21 protein-coding genes and 1 other annotated feature are annotated in these 18,621 nt (G+C 46.2%); of the genes, 6 read left to right on the top strand and 15 right to left on the bottom strand.

Going from position 1 to position 18,621, the window contains the following annotated elements; genetic code table 11:
- Positions 1–106 precede the first annotated feature (106 nt).
- From ACXAJH_RS16045 to ACXAJH_RS16020, 6 genes are all read right to left on the bottom strand, one after another.
- Positions 107–1,321 (bottom strand): putative glycoside hydrolase, encoded by a 1,215-nt coding sequence (locus ACXAJH_RS16045; RefSeq protein ID WP_474967865.1) that lies wholly within the window; start codon positions 1,319–1,321, stop codon positions 107–109.
- Between the two features lie 176 nt (positions 1,322–1,497).
- Complete coding sequence (locus ACXAJH_RS16040; RefSeq protein WP_474967864.1) at positions 1,498–2,436, bottom strand: ABC transporter ATP-binding protein; 939 nt, start codon at positions 2,434–2,436, stop codon at positions 1,498–1,500.
- Positions 2,433–3,491 carry an ABC transporter ATP-binding protein gene (locus ACXAJH_RS16035; protein WP_474967863.1) on the bottom strand — a complete coding sequence of 353 codons (1,059 nt, stop codon included), beginning with the start codon at positions 3,489–3,491 and terminating at the stop codon, positions 2,433–2,435. The genes ACXAJH_RS16040 and ACXAJH_RS16035 overlap by 4 nt, the downstream gene beginning before the upstream one ends.
- A 16-nt stretch (positions 3,492–3,507) precedes the next feature.
- Positions 3,508–4,638, bottom strand: coding sequence for an oligopeptide ABC transporter permease (gene opp3C / locus ACXAJH_RS16030; RefSeq protein WP_474994537.1), 1,131 nt, complete (start codon positions 4,636–4,638; stop codon positions 3,508–3,510).
- Positions 4,639–4,644: 6 nt separating this feature from the next.
- Entirely contained in the window at positions 4,645–5,571 is a 927-nt protein-coding gene (gene opp3b / locus ACXAJH_RS16025) for an oligopeptide ABC transporter permease (RefSeq protein ID WP_474967861.1), read from the bottom strand.
- 172 nt (positions 5,572–5,743) lie between these two features.
- Positions 5,744–7,426 carry a peptide ABC transporter substrate-binding protein gene (locus ACXAJH_RS16020; RefSeq protein ID WP_474967860.1) on the bottom strand — a complete coding sequence of 561 codons (1,683 nt, stop codon included), beginning with the start codon at positions 7,424–7,426 and terminating at the stop codon, positions 5,744–5,746.
- Positions 7,427–7,842: 416 nt separating this feature from the next.
- On the opposite strand from ACXAJH_RS16020, the gene ACXAJH_RS16015 reads away from it, so the two are divergent.
- Both ACXAJH_RS16015 and trpS read left to right on the top strand, forming a co-directional pair.
- Complete coding sequence (locus ACXAJH_RS16015) at positions 7,843–8,205, top strand: DUF3899 domain-containing protein (protein WP_474970363.1); 363 nt, start codon at positions 7,843–7,845, stop codon at positions 8,203–8,205.
- A gap of 56 nt (positions 8,206–8,261) precedes the next feature.
- Positions 8,262–8,462 (top strand) — a binding site (T-box leader).
- A gap of 72 nt (positions 8,463–8,534) precedes the next feature.
- Positions 8,535–9,536 carry a tryptophan--tRNA ligase gene (gene trpS / locus ACXAJH_RS16010; RefSeq protein WP_474967859.1) on the top strand — a complete coding sequence of 334 codons (1,002 nt, stop codon included), beginning with the start codon at positions 8,535–8,537 and terminating at the stop codon, positions 9,534–9,536.
- Positions 9,537–9,564: 28 nt separating this feature from the next.
- Here the strand turns inward: trpS and ACXAJH_RS16005 are convergent, their stop codons facing one another.
- Entirely contained in the window at positions 9,565–10,326 is a 762-nt protein-coding gene (locus ACXAJH_RS16005) for a DUF3603 family protein (RefSeq protein WP_474967858.1), read from the bottom strand.
- A gap of 90 nt (positions 10,327–10,416) precedes the next feature.
- Positions 10,417–10,617 (bottom strand): YuzI family membrane protein, encoded by a 201-nt coding sequence (locus tag ACXAJH_RS16000; RefSeq protein WP_160834913.1) that lies wholly within the window; start codon positions 10,615–10,617, stop codon positions 10,417–10,419.
- A gap of 157 nt (positions 10,618–10,774) precedes the next feature.
- Here ACXAJH_RS16000 and ACXAJH_RS15995 point away from each other — a divergent pair, with 157 nt between their 5' ends.
- Positions 10,775–11,785 (top strand): LCP family protein, encoded by a 1,011-nt coding sequence (locus ACXAJH_RS15995; RefSeq protein ID WP_474967857.1) that lies wholly within the window; start codon positions 10,775–10,777, stop codon positions 11,783–11,785.
- A 22-nt stretch (positions 11,786–11,807) separates the two neighbouring features.
- On the opposite strand, the gene fabF is transcribed toward ACXAJH_RS15995, so the two are convergent.
- On the bottom strand, positions 11,808–13,049 hold the full coding sequence (gene fabF / locus ACXAJH_RS15990) for a beta-ketoacyl-ACP synthase II (protein ID WP_474967856.1): 1,242 nt from the start codon (positions 13,047–13,049) through the stop codon (positions 11,808–11,810).
- Between the two features lie 16 nt (positions 13,050–13,065).
- Positions 13,066–14,004 carry a beta-ketoacyl-ACP synthase III gene (locus ACXAJH_RS15985; protein WP_474967855.1) on the bottom strand — a complete coding sequence of 313 codons (939 nt, stop codon included), beginning with the start codon at positions 14,002–14,004 and terminating at the stop codon, positions 13,066–13,068.
- Between the two features lie 200 nt (positions 14,005–14,204).
- Here ACXAJH_RS15985 and ACXAJH_RS15980 point away from each other — a divergent pair, with 200 nt between their 5' ends.
- Complete coding sequence (locus ACXAJH_RS15980) at positions 14,205–14,384, top strand: hypothetical protein (RefSeq protein ID WP_474967854.1); 180 nt, start codon at positions 14,205–14,207, stop codon at positions 14,382–14,384.
- A gap of 41 nt (positions 14,385–14,425) precedes the next feature.
- On the opposite strand, the gene ACXAJH_RS15975 is transcribed toward ACXAJH_RS15980, so the two are convergent.
- A complete protein-coding gene (locus ACXAJH_RS15975) occupies positions 14,426–15,373 on the bottom strand; it encodes a BMP family ABC transporter substrate-binding protein (RefSeq protein WP_474967853.1) in 948 nt (315 codons plus the stop codon).
- An 88-nt stretch (positions 15,374–15,461) separates the two neighbouring features.
- A complete protein-coding gene (locus ACXAJH_RS15970; protein ID WP_474994536.1) occupies positions 15,462–15,974 on the bottom strand; it encodes a hypothetical protein in 513 nt (170 codons plus the stop codon).
- A gap of 131 nt (positions 15,975–16,105) precedes the next feature.
- Here ACXAJH_RS15970 and ACXAJH_RS15965 point away from each other — a divergent pair, with 131 nt between their 5' ends.
- Both ACXAJH_RS15965 and ACXAJH_RS15960 read left to right on the top strand, forming a co-directional pair.
- Positions 16,106–16,279, top strand: coding sequence for a DUF2929 family protein (locus tag ACXAJH_RS15965; protein ID WP_084162939.1), 174 nt, complete (start codon positions 16,106–16,108; stop codon positions 16,277–16,279).
- A gap of 144 nt (positions 16,280–16,423) precedes the next feature.
- Positions 16,424–17,236: an undecaprenyl-diphosphate phosphatase gene (locus tag ACXAJH_RS15960; RefSeq protein ID WP_474994535.1), complete on the top strand. Its 813-nt coding sequence runs from the start codon at positions 16,424–16,426 to the stop codon at positions 17,234–17,236.
- A 108-nt stretch (positions 17,237–17,344) separates the two neighbouring features.
- Here ACXAJH_RS15960 and moaD read toward each other — a convergent pair whose 3' ends face one another.
- The 3 genes from moaD to mobB are packed head-to-tail and all read right to left on the bottom strand — an operon-like array spanning position 17,345 to position 18,556.
- Positions 17,345–17,578 (bottom strand): molybdopterin converting factor subunit 1, encoded by a 234-nt coding sequence (moaD, locus tag ACXAJH_RS15955; protein ID WP_474967850.1) that lies wholly within the window; start codon positions 17,576–17,578, stop codon positions 17,345–17,347.
- The gene (locus tag ACXAJH_RS15950; RefSeq protein ID WP_474994533.1) at positions 17,575–18,036 is read right to left on the bottom strand and encodes a molybdenum cofactor biosynthesis protein MoaE; all 462 of its coding nucleotides are present in this window, start codon (positions 18,034–18,036) and stop codon (positions 17,575–17,577) included. The genes moaD and ACXAJH_RS15950 overlap by 4 nt, the downstream gene beginning before the upstream one ends.
- The gene (gene mobB, locus ACXAJH_RS15945; RefSeq protein ID WP_474994531.1) at positions 18,026–18,556 is read right to left on the bottom strand and encodes a molybdopterin-guanine dinucleotide biosynthesis protein B; all 531 of its coding nucleotides are present in this window, start codon (positions 18,554–18,556) and stop codon (positions 18,026–18,028) included. Before mobB ends, ACXAJH_RS15950 begins: the two co-directional genes overlap by 11 nt.
- Between the last annotated feature and the right edge of the window lie 65 nt (positions 18,557–18,621).

Here is an 18,621-nt window from a genome sequence, read left to right as displayed (position 1 = left end):
CGCGGAAAGGGAAGGGGCTTTCGCTCCTGGCGGTAAGAAAGAAAAAAGCTTGTAAAGAAACAGAGATTTCTCTACAAGCTTAAGACCGGGGAGACCCCGGTCTTTTTTATTCATTCATCGGTGTGTAGTCGACACCTTTCGTATAGTTATTCCCGGCATTCCATAGAAGGAACTCATCAATACCGTTTTCATTCAAGGCTTTGATCTGTGCTTCTACTTCAGCTTTCCCATACTGTTTCGTCGGTCCGGAATACAACCAAGGGGCTTCAAAGTCCTGAAGCCATGGACGGGAGGTCGGAGCTGGATCCAGCTTACCGAGAACTTCATTTTCCACTTTGGCGTATTCATTGATCAACTTATACGGTTCAGCATCCGGTTTGGATATACCGAAATACGGACCCCAGTGACTTGGGTAGATCATTGATGAAATAACATCGACGTTGGAAGATATTTTCGAGAAGTTCTGTCCGATGTTCGGAGCTTCTTCGATGGTCGCTGAATATCCGAAGATATCAACAGACACATCAACCCCGTAATATTCCAGCTCTCCACGGGCGTATTCTACAAAGTCGGTGACAGCCTGAACACGCTTCTGCACGTTATTCAGGTCCATATCTGCATATTTCCCCTGCCCGTAATCCAGCTGGTCATCCCGGCTTCCGAAGCCTTCAGGGAAACGGACGTAATCATATTGAATTTCTTCAAAGCCCATCTCTGCTGCTTTTTTAGCAAGCTCTACGTTATATTCCCATACCTCTTCCATGAATGGGTTCACAAACGCTTCTCCCTTGCCGTTTTTCCATACTTGTCCATTTTGTGTAAAGGACAGATCGGGACGTTTCTCCGCCAGCATACTGTCTTTAAACACAACGACACGGGCAATCGGATAAATGCCTTTTTCCTCAAGTTCCTTCAGCATCTGCTCAGGATCATCAATAAAAGATTCAGCCACATCAGCGTAAGGTGATCCTTCTTCAGGCTGGAATGTGATGTTTCCGTTATCCTCTTTGATATCGATGACCATTGCATTCAGCTCGGTGTCTTCTACCAGTTGCGTCAACTCTGCCATCTTAGCTCCGCCGGCGGAAGGACCCGTAACGTAGATGCCGCGAACCGCATCCGGATATTCAAAGCTTAATCCAGAGTTGTATGTAAACCTTGCGGCCGGACTTGGAACAGCCAGCTCCTTTAAGCCCATCTGCTTTTTCGTAAGCGTACCGGCATCTTTACCATCTGCTGCTTCTGCATTATGTACTGGAATCATCATGCCCACAAGCAGTATACCTGTGAAAATCATGGTCCAGAGACTTCTTTTCCCCATTTCATCCTACTCCTATCCTATTATGTCTCTTATTCATTATAAAAGAGGAAGCTTCGTTATAACAATGATGATCTGAACTTTCCTGAAATATTTGGAAGATTGCTTCCTTTTTCCTATAAAAGGGAACATTCATGAAAAAGACTCTGCCTATGGAGACAGAGTCTTCTTTTTCTTCCTTATCTACCTGTACCATGCTCTCTTTGATACTGCTCAAATTCCTTCGTTGTACAAAGGACAAAATGTCCAGGGCGTACTTCACGGAATTCCGGTTCCTCACTTGTATCATGCTGACTCGGATCATATGTGAAACGTTCACGGGAACGTTCATAATCCGGGTCAGGCAGCGGGATGGCGGAAAGAAGAGACTGTGTATACGGATGGATCGGGTGCTTATACAGTTCTTCTGCATCTGCAAGTTCCACCATTTTACCAAAGTACATTACACCGATACGATCACTGATGTATTTGACCATGGACAAGTCGTGGGCGATGAATAAATACGTCAGGCCGTTTTCATTCTGCAGTTTCTTCAACAGGTTGACCACCTGGGCCTGAATGGAAACATCCAGGGCGGAAATCGGCTCGTCTGCGATAATAAAGGAAGGATCCACAGCCAGCGCGCGGGCAATGCCGATACGCTGGCGCTGTCCACCACTGAATTCGTGGGGATAGCGGTTGGCGTGTTCCTTGTTCAAGCCGACGGTTTCAAGCAGCTCATGAACCCTTTCTTTTCTTGCTTTCGAATCTTTTGAAAGACCGTGAATGTCCATGCCTTCTGCAATAATATCCTCGACCTTCATCCGTGGGTTCAAGGATGCATAAGGGTCCTGGAAAATCATCTGCATTTCCCTGTTGAACTTTTTCAACTGGTCACGGGATTTTTTCCCGTGCACATTTTCGCCGTTGTAGAGAACTTCACCATCGGTAGCATCGTACAAACGAATGATGGTCCGGCCGGTTGTGGATTTCCCACAGCCCGACTCTCCTACAAGGCCGAAGGTTTCACCCTTGTAAATATCGAAATTCAAGCCGTCCACAGCTTTTACAACGCTGTGTCGTCCGGTTTTAAAGTGCTGCTTCAAATTTTTAATTTCTACTAATTTTTCCTTGCTCATCGTTGTTCACCTTCCGAACCGCCGGATGTTTTCGCCATGCCTTCCATGCGTTTCTTCACTGCAGCTGGAGGATCGATATCCGGAGCATTTTCATGAAGCAGCCACGTGGCAGCGTAGTGCGTATCGCTTACCTTGAACATTGGCGGCTCCTCTTCCAAATCAATTTTCATCGCATACTCATTCCGGGCTGCGAAGGCGTCCCCTTTCGGAGGATTCAGCAAGTCCGGTGGAGAACCTGGAATGGCATAAAGCTCTTCATCTTCACTGTCAAGAGACGGCATGGAACCCAGAAGCCCCCATGTATAAGGGTGTTTCGGATTGTAGAAGATATCATCCACCGTTCCAACTTCTACAATCTTACCAGCGTACATCACCGCCACACGGTCCGCTACGTTGGCAACAACACCGAGGTCGTGGGTAATGAAAATAGTAGCTGAATCCGTCTTCTTCTGAATATCCTTCATCAATTCAAGAATCTGCGCCTGAATCGTTACATCAAGAGCTGTGGTCGGCTCATCGGCGATCAATAATTTAGGGTTGCACGCAAGAGCAATCGCTACAACCACACGCTGCCTCATTCCACCTGAGAACTGGTGAGGATACTGCTTCATGCGGTTTTCTGCATCTGCAATTCCAACAAGTTCAAGAAGCTCAACGACACGTTTACGTGCCTGCGGCTTGCTCATTTTCTGGTGTTTGATCAATCCTTCCATGATCTGGTTTCCAACCTTCATGGTAGGGTTCAAGGAAGTCATCGGATCCTGGAAGATCATCGAGATTTCCTTCCCGCGGATTTTCTGCATCTGCTTATCCGACATTTTAGCAAGGTCGCGTCCTTCAAAAATGATTTCCCCCTGCTTAATGCGCCCTGGAGGCATTGGAATCAGCTGCATCAGCGCTTTGGTCGTAACGGATTTTCCGGAACCCGATTCTCCCACAATCGCCAGGGTTTCCCCTTTATTCAAATCGAAATTAACCCCACGTACAGCTTTTACTTCACCGCCGTAGGTGTCAAAGGATACATGTAAATCTTTTACTTCTAGTAATTTTTCCATTGGTTACACCTACCTCCTATTCACGCATCTTCGGATCAAACGCATCACGCAGACCGTCCGCTAAGACGTTAAAGGCAATCATAATTAAGGAAATGACAACTGCCGGGAACAACAAGATGTGCGGATAAATCTGCAGCGACTGGAAACCAGCATTGATCAACGTACCCAATGAAGCCATCGGCGTCGGCAGTCCTAAACCGATAAAGCTTAAGAAGGCTTCAAAGAAAATCGCTGACGGGATCGAGAACATCGTGTTAATGATGATCAACCCAAGTACGTTCGGAATCAAGTGCCTTTGAAGAATCCGGCTGTCTTTCGCACCGAGTGTGCGTGAAGCAAGCACGAATTCCTGGTTTTTCAATTTCAATATTTGTCCACGGACAATCCGGGCCATCGATATCCATCCGGCTATCGCAAGGGCAATCGTAATCGATAAGATCCCGGGCTCTAAAATCAAAATCATCAAAATAACAAGAACAAGGTTTGGAATACCTACGAGAATTTCAATAATCCGCTGCATGACGTTATCCACACGGCCGCCGTAATAAGCTGAAATTCCACCGTAGGCAACACCAATCAGCATATCAATCGCTGCAGCAAGGAAAGCAATGTATAAGGATACACGCGTTCCCATCCATGTACGTGTCCACTGGTCACGACCGAGACCGTCTGTCCCAAACCAGTAGTTTTCCTGAATGTCTTTCGCTGCATAAACATCATACGTCGCTCTTACCTGGGCAGGATCACCGTCGCTGCCGTCGTTAACAACTTCTGTTTCAATGAAATCTTCCTGATTGTTAAAGCGCATCAAAGCTTTGGATTCTGCCTGCTCAAGTGTACCGGCTGATTGGACGTCGGACAGCGTACCATCCATACCAAGCCACCCAAACCCCTCTACCTTCGGAGGCATTTTAGAACGGGAAAGGTCCTGTTCGTATACGCCGTAATCATTCAAGTACGGTCCGAAAATTGCCAGCAGGGCTAAAATAACAAGTACAGCAAGCCCAATCATCGCACCTACGTTTTTACGAAGGCGGATAAAGGAATCCTGCCAGAACGACAGGCTCGGCCGGGTAATCTTTTCACTTTCAGTATCTGTGGTATCCACAGGAACAAATAAATCTTTATTTGGTTTATGGTTTTCCATAAATGACTACTCTCCTTCTGCCAGTCGGATTCTAGGATCAATGACTCCATAAAGCAGGTCGATGACCAGGATGATAATGATGAACATGAAAGATAGCAGCAATGTTGTCCCCATAATGATTGGGTAATCATTCACATTAATCGCTTTTACAAACTGTTCACCGATTCCAGGTACGGCGAAGATGTTCTCAATAACCAAAGAACCTGTCATCAAACTGATCGCCAATGGGCCTAAAACCGTAATCAATGGGATCAAGGCGTTACGAAGACCGTGCTTGAATACGACACCGAATTTATTGACCCCTTTGGCACGGGCAGTCACGATATAATCGGAACCCATTACCTCAAGCATTTCTGTTCTCATAAAGCGGGCAGCAATTGCAATTGGGAAGATGGCCAACGAAGCGGTTGGTAGAACAGTATACTCCCAGCCTTCCCACAAGGCAACTGGAAACCAGCCGAACTTAACGCCAATATAAAACTGCAAGAGTCCAGCGAATACAAAGGACGGAATGGACTGACCCAGCACAGCTAAAAAGGTGGACGTGTAATCCATGAATCCGTTATGGTAGATTGCAGAAACCAAGCCTAAAAGCATTCCCAGAATGACCCCAATCACCATCGCCTGCACGCCAAGCTGCATGGACGGGCCGATTCTTTCCATAATGATTGTTGAAACTTCACGGTTATCGAACTGGAAGGAAATACCCAGGTCTCCCTGTACAAGATTAACCATATAATTGAAATATTGAATCGGCACTGGATCATCCAGGCCATACTTTTCCAAAACTACCTGTTGTTGTTCTTCTGATAATTTATCTGCAGCACTTAGGGGAGTACCTGGTAAAAACTTCATCAGGAAGAACGTTAAGGTAGCAATTAAGATCATCGTTATAACCAAGTAAATAAGCCGTTGAATAATATAACGAGTCATATTGAACACCTCCATTAGATAAACCACAGTCTCTTCTTATTGCCTGAATTAACTGAAAGTTGTTTATAATCAGAATAATAGGTTGACAGGGAAAAAGAGAGCATACGCCAACTCGTTGGACATATACTCTCTTCCCTATTAAGCAAGCCTATATGTGGTTGGAATCCCTCAATTATTCACCTTCGATATAAGCATATTTGTACGTGTAATCAGGACCCATTGGCTGAGCCATGACACCTTTAACATACGGCTTCCAAAGTTGAGCCTGTGCACGCTGATAAAGTGGAGCCAGAACAGCATCCTCTTGAATCAACAGTTTTTCTGCTTCTAGGAAAGTTTCGAAGCGCTCAACTGGTTCTTGTGCAAGTTCGTTATTCGCTTTTTCAATCATGCCGTCGTACGCTTCACTGGAATAACCGGTATGGTTGTTACCACCATCGGTCACCCACATGTTCAGGAATGTGTTCGGGTCAATGTAGTCAGGACCCCATCCAGCATTCTGGAAGTCATACTCCATGTTCTTGTCGCGCTCGATACGCTCTTTAAATGGTACAGACGTTACTTTAACCGTCAGTCCCTCAAGCTGCTCAAGCTGATCTTTCAGGTATGCGTCCATTTCAAGGGCTGTTTCTGTGTCACCGCCAAGGTATTCAAGCTCTACAGAATCCATACCTTCTTCTTCTTTCGCTTCGTTCCAAAGCTTCTTCGCTTCCTCAACATTTGTTTCTACAAGCTCTCCGTTGATTTCACGGAAATCTTCTTCTGTTTCAGGGTGTTTCGCGAAGTTTCCAGGAACATCGCCGCCTGCTGGAACAGAACCGTTATTCAAAATAACATCAATCATGCTTTGGCGGTCGATAACCATCTGAACCGCTTGACGTGCTTTAACGTTGCTCAGCATATCGCTTTCCTGATTCATCTTCAGGTAGAAAAGAGTCGGCTCTTCCTTCACACTGAATTCATCAGAAGTACGGTATTGATCAACAAACTCAGAAGTCAAGTTAACGCGGTCAACTTCACCTGTATCATACAAGTTTACTCCTGTAGCTGTTTCTTTAACAACTTTTACATTGATTTCTTCAAGCTGTACATTTTCTGCATCCCAGTAGTCTTCATTCTTTTCAAGCGTCCAGCCTTCCCCGTGACTCCATTCCGTCATTACAAATGGTCCGTTGGAAAGAAGGTTTTCGGATTCAAGCGCGTACTGTTCACCTTTGTCCTCAACGAACTTCTCGTTCATTGGAAGGAACGTGCCGAACGTCGTCATAGACTCAAAGTATGGAATCGGCTTTTCAAGTGTAACTTCAAATGTGTAGTCATCTACCGCTTTAACGCCAAGCTCTTCCGGAGGAACTTCTCCGTCAGCTACAGCCGTTGCATTAGCAATTACTCCACCCATCATATATGGACCGTATTCAGATCCTGTATCAGGGTTTACAGCACGCTGCCACGCGTAAACGAAATCGTTGGCAGTTACCTGATCGCCGTTTGACCAAACAGCGTCTTCACGAAGAGTGAATGTCCAAGTCAAACCGTCTTCACTTACTTCGTGTTCTTTAGCAATACCAGGCTCGGGTTGACCATTCTCGCCCAGGCGGTAAAGACCGTCTGTCGTAGATCCAAGCCATTGGAATGCAACAGCGTCTGTTGCAAGCGAAGCATCCATTGTTGGAATATCCGCTGTATCCATCAAGCTAAGTACTTGTTCCCCTGAAGCTTCAGAAGAACCTTCTGTGTCTGATGAGTCCCCGCTGTCTGCAGAATCAGACGACTCGTCCGATCCGCCGGAACATGCTGCGAGGAACATGCTTAGTGCCAGTGCCAGGACCAGCAGCAGCCAATTTGTCTTTTTCATCTTTGAAAATGACCTCCCCTAAAAATTTTCAAGAAATTATTGTGGTATTTTGTCCACATATCGAATTATACAAGTTTTCTAACTATTTTGCATTACCTTTTTTTCATGAAAATTCCCAAATTCCCATCATTATTACGTTTCATTAACACAAAATAAAACTAAATACCTAGTTTATTTTACAAAGACTTTGGAATAAACTCTAGTAAATATTAGCCTTTCTGTATAAAAAAAGGGACGCATTGATAAGTATGTGTTGTTTAGCGCAGTTCTACGCTAAAGCCCATGTATGATTTATACATTATTTTATGTTTATTAAATATTCTGTTTCATTAACAACTTTACTCTGCCTTCATACGTGCTCTCCATGCTATAATGATGGGTGAGTTTGTCAGAAAGGTGGAGACCTTGTGAGCATCATGAGAAATAAATGGAGGATGACCGGTATTAATCTGGCGGCCGCTACTTTATTATTTATCATCCTCGCCCCTGTTTACAATCTATATCATTACATTAACCAGCTCTTCTACCTGTCCTTCTTCTATTTAGGGATCGGATTGATTGCGTGGGTGACCCGCGGTGGGTTTTTCGATGGAATCACCTATGGGTTCCGGCGCTTTACCAATAGAATGAGTAAAAACGGGGATTATATGGACGACTGGCAGGATAAGCCCCTTCCTTCTAAGAGTATCAGCGGCTCCTGGCCGCGCTTCTTCTTATTCCATGGGTTTATCTTGATGGTGGGTTTACTTATTTTACTTCTCATTTACTATCTTCTATAGCTACTTGCGGAAATGCCGGTGTTACGCTATAATACAAAATTACTTCAAACATAAGATGAAAAGCTGGGAAGAAGATTAAGTACGGTTCATCTCCCCTCTCCAGAGAGGCTGTGGCTGCTGTGAACAGCTGAGGGCATGAACGGGAACTGGGACTTCGGAGCTTCTGATAGACGTAGCATCGGCGTTAACGATTCGAGAGACTTTCGTTTGTGTAAACGAAAGTAATAAGGGTGGCACCACGGTCATTCGTCCCTTCCACAAGGAAGGGATGGATGGCTTTTTTATATTCCTGCTTTTCTTACTTATAAACTAAACCAGAGGTGAAAAAGATGACAAAAACGATTTTTTCCGGTATTCAGCCGAGTGGAACATTGACGCTCGGTAACTATATCGGGGCTATGAAACACTTTACAGAGCTTCAGGATGAGAACAACTGCTATTTCTGTATAGTAGATGAGCATGCCATTACCGTTCCGCAGGACCGTTTAGAACTTAGAAAGAACATCCGTTCACTCGCTGCTTTGTATCTGGCTTCCGGCATTGACCCGGACAAGGCGACCTTGTTCATCCAGTCTGAAGTTCCTGAACACACTCAGCTTGGATGGATGCTCCAAAGTATCAGTTACATCGGGGAACTGGAAAGAATGACACAGTTCAAGGATAAGTCTGCCTCCGGAGGTAAGGACGGCGTTTCCTCCGGCCTCCTGACGTATCCTCCTTTGATGGCTGCTGACATCCTTCTTTATAAAACGGATATCGTACCCGTCGGCGATGACCAGAAACAGCACTTGGAGCTGACACGAAACCTGGCCCAACGCTTCAACAACAAATTCAATGACATTTTTACGATTCCGGAAGTGCGCATTCCTAAAGCAGGAGCCCGGATTATGTCCCTGCAGGACCCGACGAAAAAAATGAGTAAATCCGACGAGAACCAGAAGGGCTTCATTTCAATGCTGGATGACGAGAAAAAAATCCTGAAGAAAGTGAAAAGCGCAGTGACCGATTCGGACGGAATTGTGAAATACGATAAGGAAAACAAACCAGGGGTCTCCAACCTGCTTACCATTGAATCGGCCTGCAGCGGTGTTTCCATCAGCGATTTGGAAAAGAAATATGAAGGAAAAGGGTACGGCGACTTCAAGCAGGGGGTAGCGGAAGCGGTCATTGCTGTTCTCAAACCGATCCAGGACCGTTATGAAAGCCTGATTGACTCTGAAGAACTGGATGATATTCTTGATCAAGGTGCTGACAAAGCGTCTTATGAAGCCGGGAAGATGATCCGGAAAGCGAAAAAAGCTATGGGCCTTGGAAGAGTGAAAAAGAAATAAAATCAAAAACAGCCGGAATTGAGTGTTCTCAATTCCGGCTGTTCATATGTTGGGAAACGCGTTCATTCTCTCCATGCCAGATGGTTTCAAAAAATGGTTGTCCTTTAACCATCTTCTTACATAATTCTTCATGAACCATTGACCAACCGCTGCATGTCCCTTTATACAAACGGTCCCAGGCTTCCTGTACGCTGAACTGCTTGATGGACGCATACTGCCCCGGATCCCATTCCGTGAGCCAGTAACGTACTTCCTCAGGATGGTCCGAATTCTTCAGCTGATCAAGCGCCATCATAAGCAGCTGCTTCAACTGCCGTTCCCTGCGGGTTAAGCCGGCCATTTTACGGGGGTCCAGGGATAAAATATGATGCTCTTTCAAAATGTTTTTATCCATATAATAGGATTCCGGCATTTTCCCCTGAACCATTTCAAAAACAAGACGTTCCTGCCTTGGAATCAGACGGCTCTTCTTGACCGGGAGGGTATAGCCGATCGTGTCAAAAACGACGACATCCTTTCCATTTGTCACAACCGCAGCATACTCCACGGTCTGCCGCTCCTGGTTCTTTTTCATATACGTCTTCCGGTGGATATCCTGAAGCAGTGCCGGCGGCAGATCCTGAAGATCGTTTTCAATAAAATGAAACAGCTCATCATTCACAAACAAAAGTGGAATCTGATCGATCAATTCAATGCCGTCTTCTTTCCTCCACTCATGGAATCGGCACACATTGTACCCGTTCTCTTCACCTTCAAACCAGTTCACCCATAGATCATGCATGTATAACATTACGGACCCTCACTTTCAATCAGTGATCTCTTTTGGTTACATTATGACCATTACTGGCTTTTTTATTCTTTCAATCCATATTTTAGAAAATTAATCATCCATTAAAATCAGGGCCGTCGTGATGAGTAGAATCCCAAGAGGAAACAAGTAACATTCCAGGCGGGTTCGGATCAGCAGGAAAAATTCAATCCAGCTGAGACCTGCGGGAACAAAGTTCAAATAGGTGATGGTGATCGTCCCTCCAGCCACAGCAAAACCGAAACCGGTTAACAGCAATAACCAATACCACACAGGCAGCCTCCTCCCGGCTCGTCCTCCTACAGCTATCTTATGAAGAAAATCTTCTGGAAATGCGCGGAAATACTGAGAAATCCCAGTCTTTACAACTCTTCCATTAACAGGTACATTATTTATCAGGTACGTTTCTACTTTGAAAGGATGATGAGGTTTGAGTAATTCCCGTTCCTTGCGGAAAAGACGGAATAAACGCCGCAGACGCAAGGGGATAATCGCCCTGTTCGCTTTTATATTGCTGGCCTTCAGCAGTTATACCGCTTACGAATTTTTAGCCGGCAAGCACCGTTCTCTCAATAACCAGACCGCATCGGCCGAGAATGCCTTCTCAGAAACGACGGAAAGCCTCTATAAAGATGAATTTAAAGGTGTCGATAATGGGGATGACCAAATGATGGTTCTCCTTCTGGGTATTGACCAGAGAGGATCGGAAGTGTCCCGGACTGATACGATGATGCTCGCTCAGTATGATAAAAAGACGCAGAGTACGAAGATCGTTTCATTGATGAGAGATATGTATGTGGACATTCCAGGTCACGGCAAAAACAAATTGAATGCCGCTTTTGCCATCGGCGGACCTGAGCTCCTCCGCGAAACAATCGCTGAAAACTTCGGTATTGAAGCCGAGTACTATTCGATCATAGATTTTAACGGTTTTACCGAAATTGTGGACACCCTCTCCCCTGACGGAGTAGAAATTGACGTAGAGAAAGATATGCAGTATACGTCCGGGGACGGCTCAACCAACATTGACCTCGAGCAGGGAAGCCGGATTTTATCCGGAGATGAACTGCTTGGCTATGTCCGCTTCCGTAGTGATGCTTCGGGAGACTTTGGCAGAGTGGAGCGGCAGCAGAAGGTGATTCAAATTTTGAAGGACGAACTACTGTCTGTGCAGGGCGTTTTGAAAGCTCCCCGCCTCGTCGGATCCATCCAGCCTTACATCGACACCAATCTAAGTGGAACAAGCATCCTGAATGCCGGGAAGGATATCCTTTTCCAATCTTCCGGGAGCATTGACATGATGAGTGTTCCAACAAATGATAACGTGTGGAATGAACGCAAGGACTATCCGGTCGGCCTCGTGTTGAATCATGATTTTGTAGAGACCGCTCAGACGTTGGAAGAATTTTTCGAAGAAGACAAAGAGTCCGGTGTGTCATAACGACACACCGGACTCTTTTTTATTAATCCTGATATTTTTGGAAGATCAGACTGACGTTATGTCCGCCGAAACCGAGGGAATTACTCATCACCGTGTTCACGTCCTGGTGACGGGCTTCGTTCGGTACATAATCCAGATCACATTCCGGATCCGGTGTTTCATAATTAATCGTTGGAGGCAGAATGCCATCATTGATCGCTTTCAATGAAATAACCGCCTCAACGGCACCAGCGGCTCCCAGCAGGTGACCGGTCATCGATTTTGTAGAAGAAATCGCCAGTTTTCCGGCATAATCCTGGAATACGGTCTTCGCCGCATGGGTTTCAAATTTATCATTCAGTTCTGTAGATGTTCCATGAGCGTTCAAATAATCGATATTCTCGGGTTTCAGGCCGGCATCACCGATGGCTTGAAGCATAGCTCTTGATGCGCCTTCGCCTTCCGGGGCTGGAGACGTAATGTGATACGCATCTCCTGTCGAGCCGTAACCTGTGATTTCGCCGTAGATTTTCGCTCCGCGTTTTTTCGCAGATTCCAATGTCTCAAGAATGAGAATCCCGGCACCTTCACCCATAACAAAACCGTCACGGTTCTGGTCAAACGGGCGGCTTGCTGTTTGTGGATCTTCATTTAAGGACAGTGCACGGGCGGATGCGAACCCTGCGAAGGACATTTTGTTCATTGGTGCTTCCGTACCACCCGCAATCATAATGTCCGCGTCTCCACGCTGGATGACCTTGTAGGCATCTCCAATCGAGTTGGCACCTGAAGAACAGGCCGTTACCGTACAGGAGTTGATCCCTTTCGCACCGAGAGAAATCGACACCTGTCCCGCAGCCATATCCGGAATCATCATCGGGATGAAGAATGGACTGACACGACGGTATCCTTTCTGCTGGAAAGTCTCAAACTGGGACTCATACGTTCCCATGCCTCCGATACCGGATCCGATCCACACACCGGTACGCGGCGCAATTTCTTCTGTGATTTCAAGGCCGGCATCTTCGACGGCCATATGAGAAGCAGCCATGGCGTATTGAACAAATGGATCCATACGGCGCGCATCTTTACGATCCACCCACTTGGAAGGGTCGAAATCCTTCAATTCCGCAGCGACATGCACCGGGTAATCGTCTTTATTTACTTTTGTGATTTCTCCGATACCGGAAACGCCGTTTTTTATACTGTTCCACATATCTTCCACTGTATTACCGACAGGAGTTACGGCTCCCATTCCAGTAATGACGACACGTTGTTTATCCATGAAAATTCCTCCTTGGTTACTTACCCCATCGAAGAGCTACGGCGCCCCATGTGAGACCACCGCCGAATCCGACAAGAACTACGAGATCATTATCTTTAATTTTACCTGCCTTCACGTCCTCTGACAAAGCGATCGGAATTGAAGCAGAAGAGGTATTTCCATAACGTTTAACGGCTGTAGACATTTTCTCTTCTGGTATCCCAAGACGCTGGCGGGCCGCTTCCATAATACGAATGTTGGCCTGGTGAGGCACCAGGTAATCGACATCCTGTTCACTTAAGCCGATCTTTTTAACCACGTTCACGGATGATTCCGGCATTTGACGAACTGCGAACTTGAATACTTCCCGACCATTCATCTGAAGTTTTGCCTCGGGTTTCTGATATAGATGCTGGCCGCCTGATCCGTCAGAGCCAAGCTCAAAGGAAAGAATCCCCTTGTCCTCACTGACAGGACCGATCACAGCTGCACCCGCGCCGTCCCCGAAAAGAACACACGTATTACGATCGCTCCAGTCCGTAATTTTAGACAGTTTCTCAACACCGACAACGAGTACATTCTGATAAGCGTTTGATTCAATGAATTGTTTCGCTGTTATGACACCGTACATGAACCCTGCACAGGCCGCACTCAAATCCATAGCGGCCACTTTTCTCGCTCCAAGCTTTTCCTGAAGAACGGTGGCGACCGAAGGGAAAGGCGTGTCAGGAGTGACGGTGGCTACAAGGATCATATCAATGTCCTGAATGTCCAGACCAGCATCCTTCAAAGCTTCCTGAGAGGCGCGGACAGCAAGGTCAGAAGTGTCCATATCATCGGAAGCGATGCGGCGCTCTTCAATTCCTGTCCGCGTCCGGATCCATTCATCACTTGTATCTACTATTTTCTCCATATCTTTGTTGGTCAATACTTTTTCAGGCGTGTAGTGTCCTATTCCTAAGAATCCTGCCTTCATATGTTCATCCCCTTAAAGGTAATATCTAATATCAATTCTTATGACTTGGTACTAATTCTAATTCATACAGAACATTTCTGCAAGCACACCGCCATCTCCTCCCCTTTTCAAAAAATCATGATATTTCCAACCGTATTAAAAAGCCGCCCACATGGCCGGCGTTCCTGCTCATATTGTAGAAATAAGGAGGTGTATCATGAATGACCAAGCGTAAATCATCCCCGTTTGATGATTTCTGGGGATTCAACAATAAAGATAACAAGGAAGATAAGGAAAAGGAGTCTTCCCTCCACTTCCCTGACTTATTTCAGGAAGCTTCGAAAACATGGAAATCCATTTCTCCAATGATGAAGCCGTTTATGGATAAATTTAAGAAATGAACGAAAAAAGACTTTGAAGGCAGATGCCTCAAAGTCTTTTTTCACTGCGGGAGCGTGCCCGTTTCCTTATAGTTTTCCACTTCCGCTTCCAGATTCTCCTGGAATTCTTCCGGAACGACAGGACTGAATTCCCCCATCGTAATCGCTCCTTCACTGAAATCAAAGGTAAGTGCTTCTCCGGGAAGGTCTCCGTTGAAATAACGTTCCATAGCCAATTTGTATACTTCATCAACGTTTTGAACCGTGCTCGTCAAAACCGTTTGAGCAGCAATGGAGGACTGGTCTTCCAAGTAACCGACTGCAAGACGGCCATCATCCCTCGCCTGTTCGATAATGGGCACCGCAAACAAATCACCCGCCGGATAAAAAACGTCAGCTCCCTTGTCCCTCATTCTTTCATACTGCATAAGAGCAAGTTCAGTGTTTTCCCAGCTGTTCAAAAGAGCCACATCGACGTCAGCCTCCGGATTCTGATATTTCACACCCTCATAAAATCCTTCCACCTCGGGCTGCCATTCAAAAGCACCGATCAAACCAACTTGATCCGCCTTCGTCATTTCACCGGCGACCATGCCTCCGAAAAACCCCATCGCCCTTGCATCAAAGTTCAGGCTCGTTACGTTTTCTGCGGCAAACTGCCCGTTAAAGTATATGAAATCAATCTCAGGATACGCTTGATGCAGTTCACGAAAGTAACTGCCATAGATATTGCTGTGTCCGAAAATCACCTCGGCTCCCTGCTGAACAAGCGCTTCCACAGCTTCCGCCGATTGCTGGTAGCTGCGGATTTCTTCTTTATAATAGATATCCACCCCATACTCTTCCTGAATTGCCTGCAGCCCCCGGTACCCCTGCTGTCCCCAGGATTGATCGTCAATCGAAGTTTCCACGAGAAGGCCGACATCGACGTCTTTTTCATATCCAGGGAACCATTGGCAGCCAGCTAGAAAAACAATCAGAAGCAGAATCATGATGACTCGATTTTTCAACGGTATGCACTCCTAAACCCCTGCGGCTAGTCTATCCCTATATTCTACATCTTTTTCAAAGAGAACGCTATGCCGCGGGAGCAGGGGGTCAACAAAGGAGCTGCCAGCTGTGAAAGACGGCTTCGATCCGCTGTTCCATCAATTCCTCATCTTCGACATGGCCGGAAAGCTGAAAAGGCTGATTGCCTAAAAGGCTCTTGGATAAGTCGTTCAAGAAGTCTCCGATATACACCGCTTCTTTCTTCTTGATCCATGATTTCAACTGCTCCGTGTCCTGAATACCAAATCGCTGAAGATCCATCCATTCACCATACAGGGCGGGAAGTTTCACCCAGAGCGTTTCTCCGTTTTTCCGGACAAGGAGGTGATGATCGACATATTCCACAGAGGCTTCCTTCTCTGTCCCCTGCACGTGGTTTTCTTTATCTTCCCTTTGGAAAAAGTGCTGAAAATTACTATTCCGGCCGACATACATATATAAGAAATCACTCTGATTCGTTTCAATAGGATCGATCCCGATCACTTCCACGCCTTCCTGAAGAAGATAGGATGTGATATGAAATCCAATCCAGTGAAAGCACGGCTGGACGGTTACAAGCATAGAAAATCACTCCTTCTTTATCTTCCTACATCCTATTCCACCTGATGTCTTTTCATGAAGCGATTTCATATTTCTTTTTTTTCGACATTCTGCTACTATAGAAATAGATTGCGTAAATGAGGTGAGTAACGATGCGGATGATATGGACAATTCTATGGGCTTTTGTATTAAGTTTTATGTCAGCGTATGTGATCAGCAACATGGCCGGAGGCAGTTTCGCTTTCAGCCAGGTGATTGTGATGACCATTCTTTTCACATTAGCCGCTGTTGTACTTGGGGACGGTCTGATCAAGGACGAAGCTTGAGCCAAAACGCTGCTATCTTCGGATGGCAGCGTTTTTATGTGTCTGAACAGCTGAGGATATGAATAAATAGACCGATTGTACATAAAAATCAATCAACGATATAGTGGATAAAGCTATGGTTGATCTGGGTAGGAGGAGAAAAACATGGAAGAAATATGGCTGATTATTAAATACTTATTTCTCGGGATATTCCAGGGGTTTACCGAACCCATCCCGATTTCATCAAGCGGACACCTCGTTATCGTACAGGAGCTGCTCGGTTTAAACCTGAAGGGGCTCACCTTTGAGGTTCTCGTAAACTTCGGCTCTCTTGTCGCCGTCCTCATTATTTACAGAGAAGATCTGATCCGTTTGTTCAGAAACGGCATCGGCTACATCATGACAAAAGACAGCCGGCAGAAAGATGATTTTGATTTCGTCCTGTATTTGTTTATCGGAACCATTCCTGCAGGTGTTCTCGGCGTTTTACTTGGAGATGCGATTGAAACCTTATCCAGTGTTCAGACGGTTGGAATCACACTGATCATTACAGGAATCGCCTTATGGCTCATCCGTAACATGAAAGGCAGAAAAGGCGACGGGCAGATGACATGGAAGGATGCGCTCATCGTTGGTATGGGACAGGCGGTTGCCTTGATCCCCGGTATCAGCCGGTCAGGAGCGACCATTGTTGCGGCTATGTTCCTTGGCATGAAACAGGAAACCGCGCTGCGCTTTTCTTTTCTTCTGTTCATCCCTGTCAGCTTAGGGACGATGCTTCTTTCGATGGATGATGTCATTGCGGATGCCGGCGGTTCTACAGGTACGTGGATTGCCTATGTTGTCGCCTTTGCCGGTTCGGTAGTCGCTTCCTATTACTCCCTTCGCTGGTTCATGAACATTATGGAGCGGGGAAACTTAAAATACTTCGCTTTCTACTGCTTCATCGTCGGCGGACTTGTCGTTTTATTCTTATAAGTGTAAAAGAGGCGTTTCACACAGATGTGAAACGCCTCTTTATTTTGTAGAAATGGTCAACGTCTTCAGGAGCTCTCGTTCCCCTCCTCTCAAATGGAGGGGCGGTTTTCACCCTCCACTGACAGGAGGCAGAAAGGCAATCGTGTCGCCTTCTTCAATTTTATGTTCCCGGCCGGCGAACTCTTCATTGACCGCGACCATACTTGTTTGAAGCTGGTCACTTGGGCAGACTTCAAAGACCTTCTTTTTCACTTCCTCCACCGTCAAGCCGGCAAGATCCATATCAACGTTTTCCGTACCGGCGGCTTCTTTCAAGCCGGCAAAAAACAACAGCTGATTCATCGGCTTTCCTCCTTCGTCGGCACTCCAGGTTTGGTTTCCTTCTGATTCCCGATCCACTCTTCGCCATCTTCCCAGTGTTCTTTCTTCCAAATCGGAACAATTTCCTTGATCCGTTCGATGGCATACCGGCTTGCCGCATAGGAAGCGTCCCTGTGCGGGGTGGAAACAGCAATCACAACAGCGATATCCGTGATATCCAGGCGGCCTGTGCGGTGGGCCATCACCGTTGTTGTGCCCGGCCACTGCTGTTCTATCTCGTCAGCAATCTGCTGAAGCTTCTTTTCTGCCATGGATGGGTACGCCTCATAGTGTAAATGCAGTGTTCTTTTCCCTTTTGTAAACTCACGGACCGTACCTATGAACGTGTTGATTGCCCCTGCATCCCTTCGCGTCACCATGGCAATAATATCACCGGGAGACAAAGGTTCATCGGTCACCCATACTTTTTTACTGTTCACGTCTCTCCTCCCCTTTCGCTAGACGATAGACCTCCGACAGACGCTTTCTCCAGTCTTTCAGTGCTATCACTGGAAAAGGAACATCCACGGTCACCGCTTCATTCCATGTAATGACCAGCTGGATATTGTGCAGCTGATCGAGAAGTTTTAGATCTTCTTCCCTTTTTATGATGACAGCTTTCGGGTAGGCTTCGTTCTTATACCCTTCCACAGCAATTAAATCCGGATCAAACTGGCGGTATAAAAAAATAAGCTTGTCGAGCGTATAGACCTCTTGATGGGACAACTCAAGCTGAAAACGTCCGGGACTGTCGACTCCTGTCATAAAGGCACCCGCCTCATGAAGGCGGCAGCTGTCTGTTTCATGATGCATCACCTTCAATGGTTCTTCATGGGTGTGACGCTTGATGGCGGCAGTTTTTTCTCCACGCTCTGCTCCGAATGCAATCAAATCGGAGAGCAGGGATGTTTTTCCGCTGTTTTTATACCCGACGATTTGGAAAACCGGGGCTTCATTCATGTCGTTCCCTCCCTCTCGTATTCACGAGCAGGCACGGCAGGCTTTCCCTACCCCAACCCAAATGC

This window comes from Halobacillus sp. ABD4_316 (genome assembly GCF_056161385.1).
Note: the sequence above shows the minus strand (reverse complement) of the source record. Positions and strands in the feature narration are given on the sequence as shown.